Below are 15,897 nucleotides of genomic sequence, written 5' to 3' on the forward strand. Positions count from 1 at the left end.
ACCCGATGTCACATTCTTATAACGAGCTGTCGTGGTGAGCCCGCAGCGGATTAGGCGGCCGTGGTATCGACCACTTCTGCGCTCGGCCCGTTCTTCAGAATGGATTCGATCGCATTCTTCGCGCTGGCCTTGCTCGCATAACCCTCCGTCCAGAAGATCGTCTCGGCGTTGTGACAGAAATAGGCCACGAATTCACCGGCCTTGTTCTTCCTGATCTCGAAACGATGTGCCATGGCTACCCTCCTGTGTCTGCGTCAGGCAGCGAAACTAGCACCATGTCGCGCGGTTTTCACCGAAGGAAACGATCCGGATCGTAGGTCTTCGCGTCGATGCGTTCGGTCAGCGCATCCGCCCCAAGCCCCAGCAAAAGCTGCGCACCCAGGCGGGCTGCGGCCGGTGCCGTCTGGATACCGAACCCGCCCTGGCCAGCAAACCAGAAGAAGCCAGCAGCTTGCGGATCGAAACCGTAGACGGGCAGGCGATCGGGCGCAAAGCTGCGCAAGCCAGCCCAGCGACGCTCCAGCGCATCGACCTTCCAGTCGACGACCTGCTCCATGCGATCGATCGCGACGGCAACGTCGAGCTCCTCCGGCGCGGCGTCACGCGCAATATCGGGCGTTTCGTCGTGGGGAGAGAGCCAGAGGCGATCGCCCTGCGGCTTGAAGTAGAAGTCCTCGTTGATCCCAAGGGTCAAGGGCAGGTCTGCCGGCGGGACCGGTGACGTCCGCAACTGGACGACGGTGCGCCGTAGCGGGCGGATACCGATTGGACGAGCGCCGGCAAGCTCGGCCAGGCCGTCCGCCCACGCACCGGCGGCGTTAACCACCAAGCTCGCTCGCGCCTCGCCATCGCGCCACCGCAGTCGCCAGGCGCCGGCGTCCCGCTCCAGATGCTCCACGCGTGCACGGACTCGCAAGACGGTACCGGTCCGGTTCGCCATGGCGAGATAGTGCTGGTGCAGGCCGGCAACGTCGATGTCGGCGCAATCGGGCTCCCACGCAGCGCACGTCCAGTCTTCGCGCAGGCAGGGCACGCGATCCGTGAGCGCCGCACGGTCAAGCAACTCCACGGTGACGCCGTGTTTCGCGAACGTATCGACGAAACCTTCGACCTTTGCCCGGTCGACCTCTCGCCCGATGTTGAGCGCCCCACGCGGGCTGAGATAACCTCCATCGCGCAGAAAACGCCCCGAAGCCTCGGTAAGAGGTAGAACGCCGGGGCCGCCGTAGGCTTCTTCCCAGAACGCTGCGGATCGTCCTGTGGTGTGGTAGCCCGGCGTATCCTCCGCCTCGACCAGCAGGACGCGCGCATGGGGCGCGCATTCCGCCGCCAGGCTGGCGCCGGCCATGCCCGCACCGATGATCGCCACGTCGAAAACTTCGTCCATACCTGCGATCACCCCTGCGGCGGGGGCGCGCTCCGGTCAAGGAAGTCGTCGATGATCTTGAGCACACGATCGCGCACGGGATCGACCTCGCGCAGCAGTTCGTGCCGTGCTTCCGTTCCCCAGACATGCAGTTCGGCATGCGGAAGCCGCAACGAGGCCCGCTCGATCGCCTTGCAGGCCACAAGCCTGTCGTGCCGGGCAGCCAGAAGCAGGACAGGTGCGGTCACGGCTTCCAACAGCCCCGGCTGATTCAGCACTGCAACCGACTGCGCGGCACGCTCGACCCATCCCCAGGTTGCCGGACCCATCGCAAGTTCGGGACGGGCCTGCTTCCACCACAGCTCGTCGGCATAGCGCTCGACATCATGCGTGAGCAGTGCGGCTCGCGTCGCAAGCTTCTCACCCGGCTTCTCGCTTGTTTTCCAGGCCAGGCGCGATGGATCGCCAATGTGGCACATCAGGCGAGCGACAGCGTGCTGGACGAACCCGGGAATCGGGGTGACGAATCCGAGCATCGGTGCGCTGAGCACCACCGCGGCCGGATCGACCATCCGTTCCGCCAAAGCGCGCAGCACGAGATGACCGCCCATCGAATGTCCGACCAGGACGTGGGGTCCGGGGGCCGTGGCAGTCCATTCGCCCCACAACGCGGCGAGATCGTCGATCCAGATCGAGAAGTCGGTCACGTGCCCGGCCATCGGGTTCGGAGAGAAGCGGCCGGAGCCCGCCTGGCCGCGCCAGTCGGCTGCGGTTACGTGCCAGCCCTGATCGGCCCAGTAAGCCAGTGTTTCCAGATATTTTTCATAAAAGTCAGCGCGTCCGGGAAGGAACAGCAGCGAGCCCCTTACACCATCAGGGTGGCTTGCCGGCATGGGCCAGTCGATGCGGCGAATCGGATGCCCATCGCGCGCCGCCCACGTCGTTTCGTGTGCGGCCGAAGGGATGCCGCGCCGGTCGAAAGCCATCGTCATGCCCTTGCTCCGCACCTTCACCTGCTGCCCAATTGCCACGAAGGAGGCGCATTGTGCGCCGTTTTCTGCGGCCGATCTTGGTTACCGTTTGGTAAGTGATTGTCCGGTATGACTACGGTCATGCAGGAAACCACCCTCGTCTACGCACTGGTCGCAGCGCTGGCAATCGCGCTCCTGACTGCGGCCTTCACCGACCTGAAGCGGCGCCAGATCGACAACTGGCTCAACGCGGCGATCGCGTTGGCGGCGCCACTTTACTGGTGGGCGCAGGGACTGTCGCTGTGGCCAGACGTTGCCATGCAGATCGGCGTGGCGGTTGCCGCTTTTATCGTTCTGGCAGGACTGTTCGCGATCAAGGCCATGGGGGGCGGCGACGTGAAGCTGCTGACCGCGCTCGCGCTCTGGCTGCCGGCGCAATTGTTTCTCAAGATGCTGCTGGTGATGTCCATCGCCGGCGGCGTTCTGACCATCGTGTTGGGCATGTGGTACATCACCCGTCGCCAGCGCGACAAGATCAAGATTCCTTATGGCGTGGCCATTGCCGGCGCCGGACTCTGGGCGCTGAGCCCCCAGCTGACCGCCGCCTTCCGCGCTGCGGGTTTCCAATAATAAATATTAACCATTTTGGTCGATTGATGCCGGCCAATTGAATTCGTTCGACACCATTCAACAGGGCGAGATCGTAGCATGGACAAGAAGAAGCTTTTGCTGCTGGTGGGGGCGCTGATCGTTGCGATCGGCACGGCCTTCGCCGCCAGGAGCCTGTTTTCCGGCGCGACCACGCCGCAAGCAGAGGCCGCAGCAAAGGTGCCAGAAGGCCCCAAGGTGCTGGTAGCCCAGCGCGCCTTGCCGGTCGGCACGATCATCACCGCGGACTCGATCGGCTATCAGCCCTGGCCCAAGGACATGGTTCAGGACGCCTACTTCGTCGAGGGCGAGGCGGACATGAGCAAGATGCTCGGAACCGTCGTCCGTCATCCGATCACGGCGGGCGAACCCATCACGCAAGGGTCGCTTGTTGCGCCTGGCGACCGCGGCTTCCTTGCCGCCGCTCTCGGGCCGGGCATGCGCGCCGTGACCATTCCGGTCAGCGCCCGCACCGGTGTTGCCGGCTTCGTCTTCCCGGGTGACCATATCGACCTGGTCCTGACCCAGACGGTCAAGGGCGGCGACGACGCCATGGCGCTCAAGGCGGCGGAAACGATCCTTCGCAACCTGCGCGTCCTTGCGACCGACCAATCGACCGACCAGGAAACCGTCGACGGCAAGACCCAGGTTCGCCAGTTCAGCACCGTCACGCTCGAAGTGACGCCCAAGATCGCCGAGGAAATCGCCGTCGCTCAGACCATCGGTACGATCAGCCTTTCGCTCCGGTCGCTGGCCGACACTTCGACCGAGCTCGACCAGGCGATTGCCTCGGGCGCCGTGAAGCTGCCTGCGGGTGCGACCAAGGAGCAGGAAGAAGCGCTGCTCAAGACCGCACTCAACAAGCCGCGTGAAGGTGGCACGACCTTCGTCACCGGTGGAGACGTCTCGCGCTTCCAGCGCAAGGCTTCGGGTCGCTCGGATTTCGACTCCATGCAGCGCCCCACCCCGGTTGCCGCGCCTGCCTCGCCCATGCCTCAGATGGCGCCGCCTGCCGGTGGTGTGATGATGGCTCGCGGCCCGATCGTCCGCGTGACCCGCGGCAAGGAAGTCGAAACGGTCTCGGTGGGGAGCAAGTGATGCGCCGCCGGATCGACACGAACAATCGCCGCACGGTTGTGAAAGGCAAGACGATGAAGTCCCCTACCCTGTCCATGCTGCTGGGCGCCACGATGATGGCTGGCATGCTTGCCACCCCGGTGCTCGAAGCGGCGCACGCCCAGAGCGTTACCGCTCCGGCCCGATCGCTGGCCCTGTCCATCGGTCGCGGTGAGCTGGTGACGCTGCCGGGCAAGATGGCCGATGTGTTCGTCGCCAACGACGCCATCGCCGATGTCCAGGTGAAGGCATCCAACCAGCTTTATGTCTTCGGCAAGGCCGGCGGCGAGACGACTGTCTATGCCAGCAACTCGGCTGGCGCGGTGATCTGGTCGGCCAACGTGCGGGTGGGTACCAATCTCGACAGCATCGACCAGATGCTTCACCTCGCCATGCCCGAAGCACGCATCGCCACCTCGACGATGAACAACACCGTCCTGCTGACGGGCACTGTTGGCGCGCCGGAAGACGCTGCGGAAGCCGAACGGCTCGTGAAGGCCTTCGTCGGCGAAAAGACCAACGTGATCAGCCGCCTAAAGATGGCCACGCCACTGCAGGTCAGCCTTCACGTCAAGTTTGCCGAAGTGAGCCGTACCCTCGTCCGCAATCTCGGCATGAACTGGACGAGCATCGACAGCTCCAGCGGCTTCAAGTTCGGCATCGGACAGGGCCGCTCGGGCTGGGCGTCGACGGTGACCAACGATCCCAACCTGCCGCTTGGCGTCGGCAATTCGGTGACGGGCTACACCACCGACCCGACTGCAGTGACCGCGAACAATCCTCTCGGTCTTGTCCAGAAGTCGGGCACCGCCGTCAGCGCGCTGACCGGAGCAACGACGCTCGTCGGGCAGGGCAAGCTTTTCGGCCTCGACCTGCTGGGCGCGCTCGATGCGGGTGAGACCATCGGGCTGGTGACCACGTTGTCGGAACCCAACCTCACCGCGCTTTCGGGCGAAACCGCCGACTTCCTTGCAGGCGGCGAATATCCCATTCCGATCAGCCAGGGCCTTGGCGCCACCTCGGTGGAATACAAGAAGTACGGCGTCAGCCTGTCCTACACCCCGACCGTGCTTGCAGACGGACGCATTTCCATTCGCGTCCGCCCGGAAGTGTCAGAACTCTCGTCCGACGGTGCCGTGACGCTCAACGGGTATTCGATCCCGGCGCTCACCATCCGGCGCGCCGAGACGACGATCGAACTGGGATCGGGCCAGAGCTTCATGATTGCCGGCCTGATGCGCAACGGCAATCAGAACAGCATCACCAAGCTGCCCGGTGCCGGCGACCTGCCGATCCTCGGCTCGCTGTTCCGCTCGACCGCGTTCAAGAAGGGCGAAACCGAACTGGTGATCGTGGTGACGCCATATCTGGTGCACCCGGTCGATGCCAACGACATCAAGCTTCCGACCGACGGCTTCCGTGCGGCCGATGCCGTGAGCCAGCTCCTCGGCAACATGGAGAACAACGGGGTGACCGGTGGCGACCGCCACAAGCCGAGCGAAAAGCCCGGATCGGTCCAGCCTGCCCCGAAGGTCGGCGCGCTCGATCGCCCGGCCGAGGTTGCCCCAGCCGATGATCGCCAGACCGGCGCGGCGCCGCGTTCCAAGGACAAGAAGTCCGCAGCTGCCGCCCCCGGCTTCAACCTGAAGTGAGAAGGAAACCCGAGATGTCCACCATCAAGCCTTCCAGCTTCCGCACATTCGCGAGCCTTGCCGCGGTTTCGCTCGCACTCGCCCTTGGCGGATGCGCCGGAATGCCGACCAATGCCGCGCTCGACAGCGTCCACCAGCCGGTGGTGCAGCGTGACAGCTACACCATCGATCTCGCGACCGATGCCGGTCAGGGTGTCTCCCCTGCCGAGCAGCGCCGCCTGGCGGGCTGGTTCGAGACCATGGACCTTGCCTACGGAGACAAGGTCGCCATCGACGATCCCAACGAATCGCCCGATGTGCGAAACGCAATCGAGAACGTGGCGGGCCGCTTCGGCATCACTCTCGCCCCGACAGCACCGGTAACCCAGGGCGAAGTGTACCCCGGCACCGTGCGCGTGGTCGTCACGCGCACCATAGCCTCGGTGCCCGGCTGCCCCGACTGGTCGGCCAAGTCGGATGCCAACATTGGTAACGCCACCTCCAAGAACTACGGGTGCGCCATCAACGGCAACCTCGCCGCCATGGTCGCCAACAAGGAGGACCTTGTCCATGGCGCCCGGACCCGCGGCGAGACGGTGGTGATGAGCTCGAGCAAGGCGATCGAAAGCTATCGCTCGATGGAGCCGACGGGGAAGTCCGGGCTCAAGGAAACGTCCACTAAGTCCGGCGGGGGTAACTGATCGATGAGCAGCACCTGGAAAAACGGCAATCGCGATACCTTTGCCGCGTTCATGTGCGACGATGCAGCGCTCGACGTGCTGCGTCCCGTCGCCGTCGACATGGGCTGGCAGCCCGAAAAGTGCGCCAAGGGTGGTCTGCGCAACGCGGTGCAGTCGCTTTCGATCAGCGCGAGCCCTGCCATCCTGATGGTGGACCTGTCGGAAAGCGGCGATCCGCTGAACGACATCAACGCGCTGGCTGAAGTTTGCGAGCCCGGTACCGTCGTGATCGCGGTGGGCCAGGTCAACGACGTCCGTCTCTACCGCGATCTCATCGCCTCTGGCATTCAGGATTATCTGCTGAAGCCGCTGTCGCCGGGACAGGTGCGCGATGCGCTGGTCCAGGCGCAAGCGATCTTCGCTGCGCCCAAGAGCCATGATGCAGCCACTGCCAAGCGCCACATCTCGACCGCGATAGTCGGAACGCGAGGCGGAGTTGGCGCCTCGACTCTGGCGACCTCGATCGCCTGGCTGTTCAGCGCCGATCACAAGCTTCCGACCGCGCTGCTCGATCTCGACGTGCATTTCGGCACCGGCGCGCTGACGCTCGATCTCGAGCCCGGTCGCGGCCTGACCGACGCGATCGACAACCCCAGCCGCATCGATGGCCTGTTCATCGAACGGGCGATGATCCGTGCGAACGACAATCTCGCGATCCTTTCGGCCGAAGCCCCCATCAGCGCACCGCTGATGACCGATGGCAGCGCGTTCGTGCAGCTTGAGGAAGAGTTCCGCCATGCCTTCGAGATGACGGTCATCGACCTGCCGCGGAACATGCTGATCAACTTCCCGCACCTGCTCGCCGATGTGAACGTGGTCGTCGTGGCTACGGAACTGACGCTTGCCGGCGCGCGAGACGCGATCCGCGTGCTGTCGTGGCTCAAGACCAATGCCGCCCACGCGCAGACGGTGGTGGTCGCCAACAAGGTGCACGCCGGCGTCGGAGAAATCAGCAGGGCAGACTTCGAAGCCTCGATCGAACGCAAGATCAACATCGTCGTGCCTTACGACGTCAAGGCGGCGGCCAACGCCGCCAAGCTTGGTCAGACCTTCGTTGCGGCCAACCGCGGGACGAAGGCGGGTATCGCGGTGCGCGAACTCGGCGATGCGATCATGGCGCTGCAGGACGAAAAGGGCGAAGCGGAAAAGCCGGCCCGCAAGGCTGCTGGCGGTTCGCTCCTCGGCTTGATCGATTTCAAGAAGATGCTCGGCTCCAAGGCCAAGGCCTCGGCCTGAGCCATTCCAGCGACGGTCATGGTCAACGAACACGCGGTCAGCGAGGCAGGATAACGCGATGAACATCGCCCAATTGCTCATCATGTCGATCGGGATCATGGCGGTCCTGGTGCTGAGCTACGCCGCCTTCAGCGGGCCATCGGCGACCAAGGAAAGCTCGCGCCGGCTCCAGGCGGTGCGCTTTCGGCATTCGGACAACGCGGTCGACAAGGTCGAGGCGCAGTATCGCAAGGCCGTCGCCGCTCGAAAGCCAAAGGCCTATCGGCCTGCGGGAAGCAGTTCGCGGCTCGAGGCGCTCGAGATGCGGCTGCACAAGACAGGTCGCAGCTGGACGCTGAGCCAGTACCTTTACGTCTCCGGCGGCCTTGGCCTGGTGGTCATGGTGCTGCTCTATCTCAAGACCTCGGCTCCCCTGCTTGCGCTGGGCGGAGGCGTGTTCATCGGTGCCGGTCTGCCCCACCTGGTGGTGGGCCGCGCGATCAGCCGCCGCGTCAACAACTTCGTGGTGCGTTTTCCCGATGCGTTGGAACTGCTCGTCCGCGGCCTTCGCTCGGGCCTGCCGATCAGCGAGACGCTTGGCCTGGTTGCCACGGAAGTTCCCGGCCCCGTGGGCGAAGAGTTCAAGATGATTACCGACCGCATCAGGGTCGGCCGGACAATGGAGCAGGCGCTTCAGGAAACGGCGGACCGGCTCGACATGCCGGAGTTCAGCTTCTTCTGCATCACGCTCGCGATCCAGCGGGAAACCGGCGGCAACCTCGCCGAAACACTTGCCAACCTGGCCGACGTCCTGCGCAAGCGCGCGCAGATGAAGCTCAAGATCCGCGCCATGAGCTCGGAATCCAAGGCCTCCGCCTACATCGTCGGTGCGCTGCCCTTCATCGTGTTCGGTCTGATCTACTCGATCAACCCGACGTACATGGAAAAGTTCTGGCTGGATCAGCGCCTGATCGTGACGGGCATTGGCGGCTTCGTCTGGCTCGGCATCGGCGCCTTCATCATGGCCAAGATGGTCAACTTCGAGATCTGACGGGAAGACGGCAAGACCCATGCTTATGACACCGCACGGCCCCACCCTTCTCGGCTTCAACGTCATTGCCGTCGGCTCGATCCTTGCCGGGATCGCTGCCCTTGCCGTGATGCTCGCGATCTACGCTGCAATCACCGTGCGCGATCCGATGTCCAAGCGGGTCAAGGCGCTCAACGAACGGCGCGAGCAGCTCAAGTCGGGCATCATGACGGCCAATGCGCGCAAGCGTGCCAGCATCGTCCGTCGCAACCAGACTACGGATTCGATCCGCAGCTTCCTGGAATCGCTGAAAGTTCTGCAGGACAGCCAGGTGAAGGTCGTCCAGCAGCGGCTTGCGCAGGCGGGCATCCGCAAGAAGGAATGGGCCGTCGCGGTTATTCTTGGCCGCATGATCGGGCCGATCGTGCTTGGCGGGATCGCGCTTATCGTGGTCTATCTGATGAACCACTTCCCCGAATGGGGCTCGTTCAAGCGCTTTGCCGCTTTTGCAGTATTTGTGATCGGTGGCTACAAGGGCCCCGACCTTTTCGTCAGCAACATGGTAACAAAGCGCACGGCCGCCATTCGCAAGGGCCTGCCGGACGCGCTCGACTTGCTGGTGATCTGCGCGGAAGCGGGCCTGACTGTCGATGCGGCGTTCAGCCGCGTCGCTCGCGAACTTGGGCGTGCCTATCCTGAACTCGGCGACGAATTCGCGCTTACCGCCATCGAACTCTCGTTCCTGACGGAACGCCGCCAGGCATTCGAGAACCTTGCCTACCGGGTCGATCTCGAATCGGTGAAGGGCGTCGTCACGACCATGATCCAGACCGAGCGCTACGGCACGCCGCTGGCGTCGGCACTGCGCGTGCTTTCGGCCGAATTCCGCAATGAACGCATGATGCGCGCCGAAGAAAAGGCGGCACGCCTTCCCGCGATCATGACCGTTCCGCTGATCCTGTTCATCCTGCCGACGCTGTTCATCGTCATTCTCGGCCCGGCGTCGTGCTCGATCGCCGACAGCCTTGGCGGCAACGGGGCCTTCGGGTCGAAATAAGTCAGCCGGCGGGGCGTCTCGGCGCCCCGCCCTCCTCTCAGGCCGGAACGACGGTCTGTTCGATCGCGCCGAAAACGCTGTGTCCGGCAGCATCGCGCACCTCGATCCGCACGACGTCGCCATGACGCAGGAACGGCGTGCGGGCTTCGCCGTGCAGGATCTGTTCGACCATGCGCTGCTCGGCGATGCAGGCATAACCGCGCCCACCTTCCCCGACCGGACGGCCAGGCGATCCGTCGGGATCGCGGTTGGAAACGGTGCCCGAGCCGATGATCGAGCCCGCCGCTACACGACGCGTCTTGGCTAGATGCGCGATCAGCACGCCGAAGTCGAAAGTGCACTCTTCGCCCGCCTGCAACCGACCGAAAGCCTGGCTGTTGAGGTCGATCGACAGGCGATGGTTGAGCTTTCCGCCCTGGAATGCCGCGCCCAATGTGTTTGGCGTGACGAACACTGGCGAAAAATGGCTCGCCGGCTTGGACTGGACGAAGCCGAAGCCCTTGGCCAGTTCGCCCGGGATAAGGTTGCGCAGCGATACGTCGTTGACCAGGCCGACCAGGCGAATGGCATCGAGCGCGGCTTCGGCGCTCGCTCCCCGGTCGACATCGCCGGTCACCACCACCACCTCGGCTTCGAAATCACCGCCCCATGCCTCGTCGGGCAGGACCAACGGTTCGCGGGCACCACGCAGGTCATCGCTGCCGCCCTGGTACATCAGCGGATCGGACCAGAAGCTTTCGGGTAGCTCCGCACCGCGGGCCTTGCGCACCAGTTCGACGTGATTGACGTAAGCACTGCCATCGGCCCACTGATAGGCGCGCGGCAAGGGTGCCGCCGCTTCGCGCTCGTGGAAGCGCTTGCGGGGGATGGCACCATGTTCCAGCTCGATTGCCAGCGCCTCCAGCAACGGGGCGTAACGATCCCAGGAATCGAGCAGGCTCTGCATCGTCGGCACGATATGATCGGCGTCGGCATACCAGGCGAGGTCGTTCGAAACGACGATCAGCCGCCCATCGCGGCCCTGCGGCAGGGATGCAAGCTTCACTTGGCGTCGCCTTCAAGCGCGCTGACGGAAGCGCGCAACTTGTCGAGCAAAGCCCGCAACTTCTCGATTTCGCGCGGGGAAAGCGCGGCAAAGATCTTTTCGTAGATATCGAGCGCCTGGGGCCAGATCTTGCCATGCATGTCGAGCCCTGCCTCGGTCAGCTCGAGGTGATGCGATCGGCCGTCGGCCTCGTTCGGGCTGCGGCGGATAAGCCCGCGGTCTTCAAGCACCTTGCAGGCACGATTGACGGCAACCTTGTCCATCAGGGTGAACCGGACAAGGTCGCGCTGCGTCAGCTGGCCTGCATCGCCAAGTACGGCCATGATCCGCCATTCGGGAATCTTGAGCCCGAATTCGTTGCGGTATTCACCTGCGATAAGACCGCTCACCGCATTCGAGGTGATGGCCATTCGGTAGGGGACGAAGTCTGCAAGGCGGGTCTGGGATGCGGGCATGCCATTTGGTATCCACTGAAACTAGCGGAGGTGCAAGTGAAAGAATGTGACAGCGACCGTTGCCTGCGCCTTTAGATAATGCCCATCATGCGGGCAAAGTGAAATTTTCTTTACAGCGCCAAGCGTCCAGCTATCGCGTCAAGCCTGCTGATCAGAGCTCTGTCGCGCTTGGCTGGCGCTGTCATGATCGCATTGTCGAGCGCATGGTCGATCGGACTCCCGGCGCGCTCGGGCGGAAGCAGGCGAGCAAGCTCGTTCACGGTGCGGCGAGCGAGCGCTGCATTGGCATGCATGACCTGCAGGACCTGATCGACTTCGACATGCTCGCCATCGCGCCAGCTGTCGTAATCGGTCACCATTCCCAGCAGCGCATATGGAAGTTCCGCCTCCCGCGCGAGACGCGCCTCGGGCATCCCGGTCATGCCGATGACATCTGCCCCCCAATGGCGATACATGCGGCTTTCGGCGCGGGTCGAAAACTGCGGCCCCTGCATGGCAAGATAGCAGCCTCCACGATGCACCTTTGCCCCAGCCGCCTGTGCAGCGTCGGCTGCAAGGGACGAAAGCCGCGGACACACCGGATCGGCGAGCGAAACGTGCGCGACGAGACCTTCGCCGAAAAAGCTGCCGTCGCGACCGCTCGTGCGATCGATGAATTGATCAACGGCAACGAAGCTGCCCGGAGCGAACTCTTCGCGCAGGGAGCCGATGGCCGATATCGCGATCAGATCGGTCACGCCGCACCGCTTCAGCACGTCGATATTGGCGCGATAGTTCACGCCTTCAGGCGGAATGCGATGCCCTTCGCCATGGCGTGGCAAGAAGGCGAAGCGAACTCCAGCAATCGTGCCGATCGTCACGGGACCGGACGGGGCACCGAAAGGTGATGCTATCTCGATCCGCTGCGCATCTTCGAGCAAGGCCAGGTCATTGACACCTGAGCCGCCGATCACACCGATCCGCCAGCCTCGCTCAGGCCGCGTGGGGGGCAAGGATCCCGGCCATGATGAAGTCGACAGTGTGCTCGCGATAGCGGTCGCGAAGGTTTTCGGTCAGCGTGTCCGTGCCATAGCAATGCCGCAGCACGAGCCGGGCCGAGAAGAACCTGTCCGCAGCGCCGGTAACAGTGAAGTAGAACAGCTGCGGGTCGATCTGACGGAAAACACCCTTCTTGATGCCTGCCCCGATGAACTTGTCATAGGCCTGCCCCAGCGGCGTCAGATATTTGTCGGCGATCCGCTGCGCTTCGGATTCATCGCTGTCGCGAACAAGCCGCATCAGCAGGCGGTTGAGGTAGGGATAGGCGTAGTAGGTATCGATGCAAGCCGCGATATGGCGACGCAGCTTGACCTCGGGGTCCATACTGTCCTTCTCGACGAGCGCATCGACCGACTTCACGATGGTGGTCATGTCGCGATCGAGCAAAGCCTTGAGAAGGCCCGCCTTGTTCCCGAAATAGTACTTCACCAACGCGGAGTTCAGACCCGAGCGAAGGGACAGCTCCGACAAGGATATGTCGACCTGATCCCCTTCGCGCATGATCGACGAAGCCGTGTCGAGCAACAGCTCGCGCGCGCCTTGCTGCTCCACGATGTCGCTGCTTTCCCCTGTTGCGCCCATTCCTACCTGTTCTCGCTCACTCGTAGCCCGGTTCATCCCACCACGGATAGAACGCGGGCATATCCGAAGAAACACGTGCTGGGTAGTTGGGCGCGCGCTTTTCGAGGAAGCTGGCCACACCTTCCTTGGCATCTGCCCCGCGCGAGAGCGTGTAAATGGCGCGGCTGTCGACGCGATGCGCCTTCATCGGGTGATCGTATTGCGGATTGTGCCACAGCATCGCCCGCGTCATCGCAACGGAAACGGAGCTGGTGTTGTCGGCAATCTCGCGCGCCAGGGCATTGGCGGCAGGCAGCAGATCTTCAGGCTCGTGCACCGAGCGAACGAGGCCGCCGCGCAGTGCTTCCTCCGCATCGAACACGCGCCCGGTCATGCACCACTCGAGCGCCTGGGGCAGGCCAACGATGCGCGGCAGGAACCAGCTCGACGCCGCTTCGGGCACGATGCCGCGGCGCGCAAACACGAGACCGAAGCGCGCCTTCGTCGAAGCAAGGCGGATGTCCATCGGCAGCTGCATGGTGACGCCGACGCCGACAGCAGCCCCATTGATCGCACCGATGATCGGCTTCTTGGATTGGTAGAGGCGCAGTGTCAGCAGACCACCGCCGTCACGCACGCGCGGGTCGGACAGATCCTCGACCGCCTCGCCGCTTGAAAACACATGCTTGCCATCCTCGGGCGTGAGGTCGGCCCCGGCGCAGAACGCGCGGTCGCCGGCACCAGTCACGATCACCGCCTTGACGCTGTCGTCGGCGTCGGTGCGATCGAAGGCATCCTGCATTTCCAGCATCATCGTGCCGGTGAAGGCGTTCATCTTCTCCGGGCGATTCAGGGTCAGCGTGGCGACACCATCGGCGATGTCGAGGATGATCTGCTTGTATTCGGTCATGGATCTCTCCCGGGGAAGAAAAAAGGGCCGGGGTTCTTGTGCCCCGGCCCTTTCAATTTCAGCTTTCGATCAGCGCGGCGCCATGCGGATGGCACCATCGAGGCGGACGTCTTCGCCGTTGAAGTAGCCGGTCTCGATCATGCAGAGCGCGAGATTGGCGTATTCCGCCGGATCGCCCAGGCGCTTGGGGAACGGCACCGACGCGGCCAGCGCGGCCTTCACGTTGTCGGGCGCCGCAGCCAGCAGCGGGGTATTGAAGATGCCCGGCAGGATGGTGTTGACGCGAATGCCTTCGCTCATCAGGTCGCGGGCGATCGGCAAGGTCATGCCGACGACGCCGGCCTTCGACGCCGAGTACGAAGCCTGGCCCATCTGACCATCCTCAGCGGCAACCGACGCGGTGTTCACGATCGCGCCGCGCTCGCCGAATTCGCCGACCGGATCGAGCGTCATCATGCCCGCAGCCGACTTGGCGATGCAACGGAACGTGCCGACCAGGTTGATCTGGATGATCATGTTGAAGGCGTCGATCGGGAAGTGCTTGATCGAGCCGTCTTCCTTCGACCGGCTGGCGGTCTTGATCGCGTTGCCGGTACCGGCGCAGTTCACCAGGATGCGCTCCTGGCCGATCGCAGCGCGCGACTTCGCAAAGCCGGCATCGACGCTTTCGTCGCTGGTCACGTTCACTTCGCAGAACACGCCGCCGAGTTCGGCCGCCAGGGCCTCGCCCTTTTCCTTGTTCAGATCGAACAGGGCGACCTTCACGCCCTTGGCAGCAAGCGCGCGGGCGGTTGCGGCGCCAAGGCCGGAGGCGCCGCCGGTAATGACGGCGGACACGGTATTGTCGAGCTTCATGGTATCATCCTCCCAGGGAAATTTCTCAGAGCGCCTCGACGATGGTCACGTTGGCGACGCCGCCGCCTTCGCACATCGTCTGCAGCCCGTACTTGCTGCCACGGGCCTTGAGGCCATGCAGCAGGGTCGCCATCAGCTTGGTGCCCGAAGCGCCGAGCGGGTGGCCGAGCGCGATCGCACCGCCATTGACGTTGAGCTTGGCGGGATCGGCATCGTGATGCTTCAACCAGGCCATCGGCACCGAGGCAAACGCCTCGTTGACTTCGTAAAGGTCGATGTCGCTGATCTTGAGACCAGCCTTGGCCAGCGCCTTGTCGGTGGCGAACAGCGGCTCTTCCAGCATGATCACCGGATCGCCGGCGGTCACGGCCAGCGTGTGGATGCGGGCAAGCGGGGTCAGGTTGTACTTCTTGAGCGCCTCTTCCGAAACGATCAGGGCAGCCGATGCACCGTCGCAAATCTGGCTCGAGGTTGCGGCCGTCAGCTTGCCATCGGGGCTCAGCAGCTTGACGCCGGCAATGCCTTCAATCGTCGCGTCCATGCGGATGCCTTCGTCGACGGTGTGCTGTGCGGCACCCTCCGGCGTTTCGATGTCGATCGGCACGATCTCATTCTTGAAGGCGCCGGACTCGGTCGCCGCCTTGGCCTTCTGGTGGCTCTCGAACGCGAACTGGTCCATCATCTCCTTGGAGAAGCCATGCTTGTTGGCGATGGCTTCGGCACCGGCGAACTGCGTCCAGCCAGCCTCGCCGTAGCGCTCGACGATGCCCGGCGAACGATAGGTGCCAAGGCCTTCCTTCATGTAGAGAATGGCCGTCGAGCCCATCGGCACGCGGCTCATGCTTTCGATGCCGGCTGCAATCACCACATCCTGCGTGCCGCTCATCACCGCCTGCGCAGCGAAATGGATCGCCTGCTGCGAGGAACCGCACTGGCGGTCGATGGTCACGGCCGGGACCGATTCCGGCAGAACCTTGGAAGCGAGCACGGCCATGCGGCCGACCTGCTGGGCCTGTTCGCCGCCCTGGCTGACGCAGCCCATGATGACGTCTTCGACGGCAGCCGGATCGATGCCACTGCGCACGACAAGCGCGTCGATCGTGGTTGCGGCAAGGTCGACGGGGTGAACGCCGGCAAGACGACCGCCGCGCCGTCCACCGGCGGTGCGCACTGCGTCAACGATATAGGCGGTTGCCATGGTACTCGACTCCTCTCGACAGGATCTGTTTAATTGAGCGATTAAACAGGATCGATGGCGA

17 protein-coding genes are annotated in these 15,897 nt (G+C 63.8%); 7 read left to right on the forward strand and 10 right to left on the reverse strand.

Going from position 1 to position 15,897, the window contains the following annotated elements:
• Positions 1-50: 50 nt before the first annotated feature.
• From AACH40_RS14080 to AACH40_RS14090, 3 genes are read right to left on the reverse strand one after another with little or no spacing between them, the layout of a single operon-like run.
• Entirely contained in the window at positions 51-233 is a 183-nt protein-coding gene (locus tag AACH40_RS14080; RefSeq protein ID WP_169491697.1) for a YegP family protein, read from the reverse strand.
• 56 nt (positions 234-289) lie between these two features.
• The gene (locus AACH40_RS14085; protein ID WP_338642936.1) at positions 290-1,387 is read right to left on the reverse strand and encodes an FAD-dependent oxidoreductase; all 1,098 of its coding nucleotides are present in this window, start codon (positions 1,385-1,387) and stop codon (positions 290-292) included.
• 8 nt (positions 1,388-1,395) lie between these two features.
• The gene (locus AACH40_RS14090; protein ID WP_338642937.1) at positions 1,396-2,358 is read right to left on the reverse strand and encodes an alpha/beta hydrolase; all 963 of its coding nucleotides are present in this window, start codon (positions 2,356-2,358) and stop codon (positions 1,396-1,398) included.
• Between the two features lie 120 nt (positions 2,359-2,478).
• Between AACH40_RS14090 and AACH40_RS14095 the strand changes: the two genes are divergently transcribed.
• The 7 genes from AACH40_RS14095 to AACH40_RS14125 all read left to right on the forward strand — a co-directional run bounded on the left by AACH40_RS14095 (position 2,479) and on the right by AACH40_RS14125 (position 9,774).
• A complete protein-coding gene (locus AACH40_RS14095; RefSeq protein WP_338642938.1) occupies positions 2,479-2,967 on the forward strand; it encodes an A24 family peptidase in 489 nt (162 codons plus the stop codon).
• 78 nt (positions 2,968-3,045) lie between these two features.
• Complete coding sequence (gene cpaB / locus AACH40_RS14100) at positions 3,046-4,083, forward strand: Flp pilus assembly protein CpaB (RefSeq protein WP_169491693.1); 1,038 nt, start codon at positions 3,046-3,048, stop codon at positions 4,081-4,083.
• Between the two features lie 53 nt (positions 4,084-4,136).
• Positions 4,137-5,753, forward strand: a complete 1,617-nt coding sequence (locus AACH40_RS14105; protein ID WP_169491692.1) for a type II and III secretion system protein family protein — start codon at positions 4,137-4,139, stop codon at positions 5,751-5,753.
• Between the two features lie 14 nt (positions 5,754-5,767).
• Entirely contained in the window at positions 5,768-6,433 is a 666-nt protein-coding gene (locus AACH40_RS14110; protein WP_338642940.1) for a CpaD family pilus assembly protein, read from the forward strand.
• 3 nt (positions 6,434-6,436) lie between these two features.
• Positions 6,437-7,708 (forward strand): pilus assembly protein CpaE, encoded by a 1,272-nt coding sequence (locus AACH40_RS14115; RefSeq protein WP_338642941.1) that lies wholly within the window; start codon positions 6,437-6,439, stop codon positions 7,706-7,708.
• 58 nt (positions 7,709-7,766) lie between these two features.
• On the forward strand, positions 7,767-8,738 hold the full coding sequence (locus tag AACH40_RS14120; RefSeq protein ID WP_169491689.1) for a type II secretion system F family protein: 972 nt from the start codon (positions 7,767-7,769) through the stop codon (positions 8,736-8,738).
• Positions 8,739-8,757: 19 nt separating this feature from the next.
• Complete coding sequence (locus AACH40_RS14125) at positions 8,758-9,774, forward strand: type II secretion system F family protein (protein ID WP_338642942.1); 1,017 nt, start codon at positions 8,758-8,760, stop codon at positions 9,772-9,774.
• A 37-nt stretch (positions 9,775-9,811) separates the two neighbouring features.
• Here the strand turns inward: AACH40_RS14125 and AACH40_RS14130 are convergent, their stop codons facing one another.
• The 7 genes from AACH40_RS14130 to AACH40_RS14160 form a co-directional block, all read right to left on the reverse strand.
• Positions 9,812-10,819 carry a fumarylacetoacetate hydrolase family protein gene (locus tag AACH40_RS14130; RefSeq protein ID WP_169491687.1) on the reverse strand — a complete coding sequence of 336 codons (1,008 nt, stop codon included), beginning with the start codon at positions 10,817-10,819 and terminating at the stop codon, positions 9,812-9,814.
• Positions 10,816-11,274: a MarR family winged helix-turn-helix transcriptional regulator gene (locus tag AACH40_RS14135; protein ID WP_169491686.1), complete on the reverse strand. Its 459-nt coding sequence runs from the start codon at positions 11,272-11,274 to the stop codon at positions 10,816-10,818. Before AACH40_RS14135 ends, AACH40_RS14130 begins: the two co-directional genes overlap by 4 nt.
• 110 nt (positions 11,275-11,384) lie before the next feature.
• Positions 11,385-12,200, reverse strand: a complete 816-nt coding sequence (locus tag AACH40_RS14140) for an S-methyl-5'-thioadenosine phosphorylase (protein WP_338646109.1) — start codon at positions 12,198-12,200, stop codon at positions 11,385-11,387.
• A gap of 46 nt (positions 12,201-12,246) precedes the next feature.
• Complete coding sequence (locus AACH40_RS14145) at positions 12,247-12,894, reverse strand: TetR family transcriptional regulator (protein ID WP_338642943.1); 648 nt, start codon at positions 12,892-12,894, stop codon at positions 12,247-12,249.
• A 16-nt stretch (positions 12,895-12,910) separates the two neighbouring features.
• Positions 12,911-13,783 (reverse strand): crotonase/enoyl-CoA hydratase family protein, encoded by an 873-nt coding sequence (locus tag AACH40_RS14150; protein WP_169491683.1) that lies wholly within the window; start codon positions 13,781-13,783, stop codon positions 12,911-12,913.
• Between the two features lie 69 nt (positions 13,784-13,852).
• A complete protein-coding gene (locus tag AACH40_RS14155; RefSeq protein ID WP_169491682.1) occupies positions 13,853-14,638 on the reverse strand; it encodes an SDR family NAD(P)-dependent oxidoreductase in 786 nt (261 codons plus the stop codon).
• 25 nt (positions 14,639-14,663) lie between these two features.
• Positions 14,664-15,836 carry an acetyl-CoA C-acetyltransferase gene (locus AACH40_RS14160; protein ID WP_338642944.1) on the reverse strand — a complete coding sequence of 391 codons (1,173 nt, stop codon included), beginning with the start codon at positions 15,834-15,836 and terminating at the stop codon, positions 14,664-14,666.
• Positions 15,837-15,897: the final 61 nt, after the last annotated feature.

It is taken from the genome of Novosphingobium olei (genome assembly GCF_037076535.1).
In the GTDB taxonomy this organism is placed as follows: Bacteria; Pseudomonadota; Alphaproteobacteria; order Sphingomonadales; family Sphingomonadaceae; genus Novosphingobium; species Novosphingobium olei.

Coding starts and splice junctions, on each gene's coding strand:
- AACH40_RS14080 (WP_169491697.1), bottom strand. CDS start 233: ATGGCACATCGTTTCGAGATCAGGAAGAACAAGGCCGGTGAATTCGTG.
- AACH40_RS14085 (WP_338642936.1), bottom strand. CDS start 1,387: ATGGACGAAGTTTTCGACGTGGCGATCATCGGTGCGGGCATGGCCGGC.
- AACH40_RS14090 (WP_338642937.1), bottom strand. CDS start 2,358: ATGACGATGGCTTTCGACCGGCGCGGCATCCCTTCGGCCGCACACGAA.
- AACH40_RS14095 (WP_338642938.1), top strand. CDS start 2,479: ATGCAGGAAACCACCCTCGTCTACGCACTGGTCGCAGCGCTGGCAATC.
- cpaB (WP_169491693.1), top strand. CDS start 3,046: ATGGACAAGAAGAAGCTTTTGCTGCTGGTGGGGGCGCTGATCGTTGCG.
- AACH40_RS14105 (WP_169491692.1), top strand. CDS start 4,137: ATGAAGTCCCCTACCCTGTCCATGCTGCTGGGCGCCACGATGATGGCT.
- AACH40_RS14110 (WP_338642940.1), top strand. CDS start 5,768: ATGTCCACCATCAAGCCTTCCAGCTTCCGCACATTCGCGAGCCTTGCC.
- AACH40_RS14115 (WP_338642941.1), top strand. CDS start 6,437: ATGAGCAGCACCTGGAAAAACGGCAATCGCGATACCTTTGCCGCGTTC.
- AACH40_RS14120 (WP_169491689.1), top strand. CDS start 7,767: ATGAACATCGCCCAATTGCTCATCATGTCGATCGGGATCATGGCGGTC.
- AACH40_RS14125 (WP_338642942.1), top strand. CDS start 8,758: ATGCTTATGACACCGCACGGCCCCACCCTTCTCGGCTTCAACGTCATT.
- AACH40_RS14135 (WP_169491686.1), bottom strand. CDS start 11,274: ATGCCCGCATCCCAGACCCGCCTTGCAGACTTCGTCCCCTACCGAATG.
- AACH40_RS14145 (WP_338642943.1), bottom strand. CDS start 12,894: ATGGGCGCAACAGGGGAAAGCAGCGACATCGTGGAGCAGCAAGGCGCG.
- AACH40_RS14150 (WP_169491683.1), bottom strand. CDS start 13,783: ATGACCGAATACAAGCAGATCATCCTCGACATCGCCGATGGTGTCGCC.
- AACH40_RS14155 (WP_169491682.1), bottom strand. CDS start 14,638: ATGAAGCTCGACAATACCGTGTCCGCCGTCATTACCGGCGGCGCCTCC.
- AACH40_RS14160 (WP_338642944.1), bottom strand. CDS start 15,836: ATGGCAACCGCCTATATCGTTGACGCAGTGCGCACCGCCGGTGGACGG.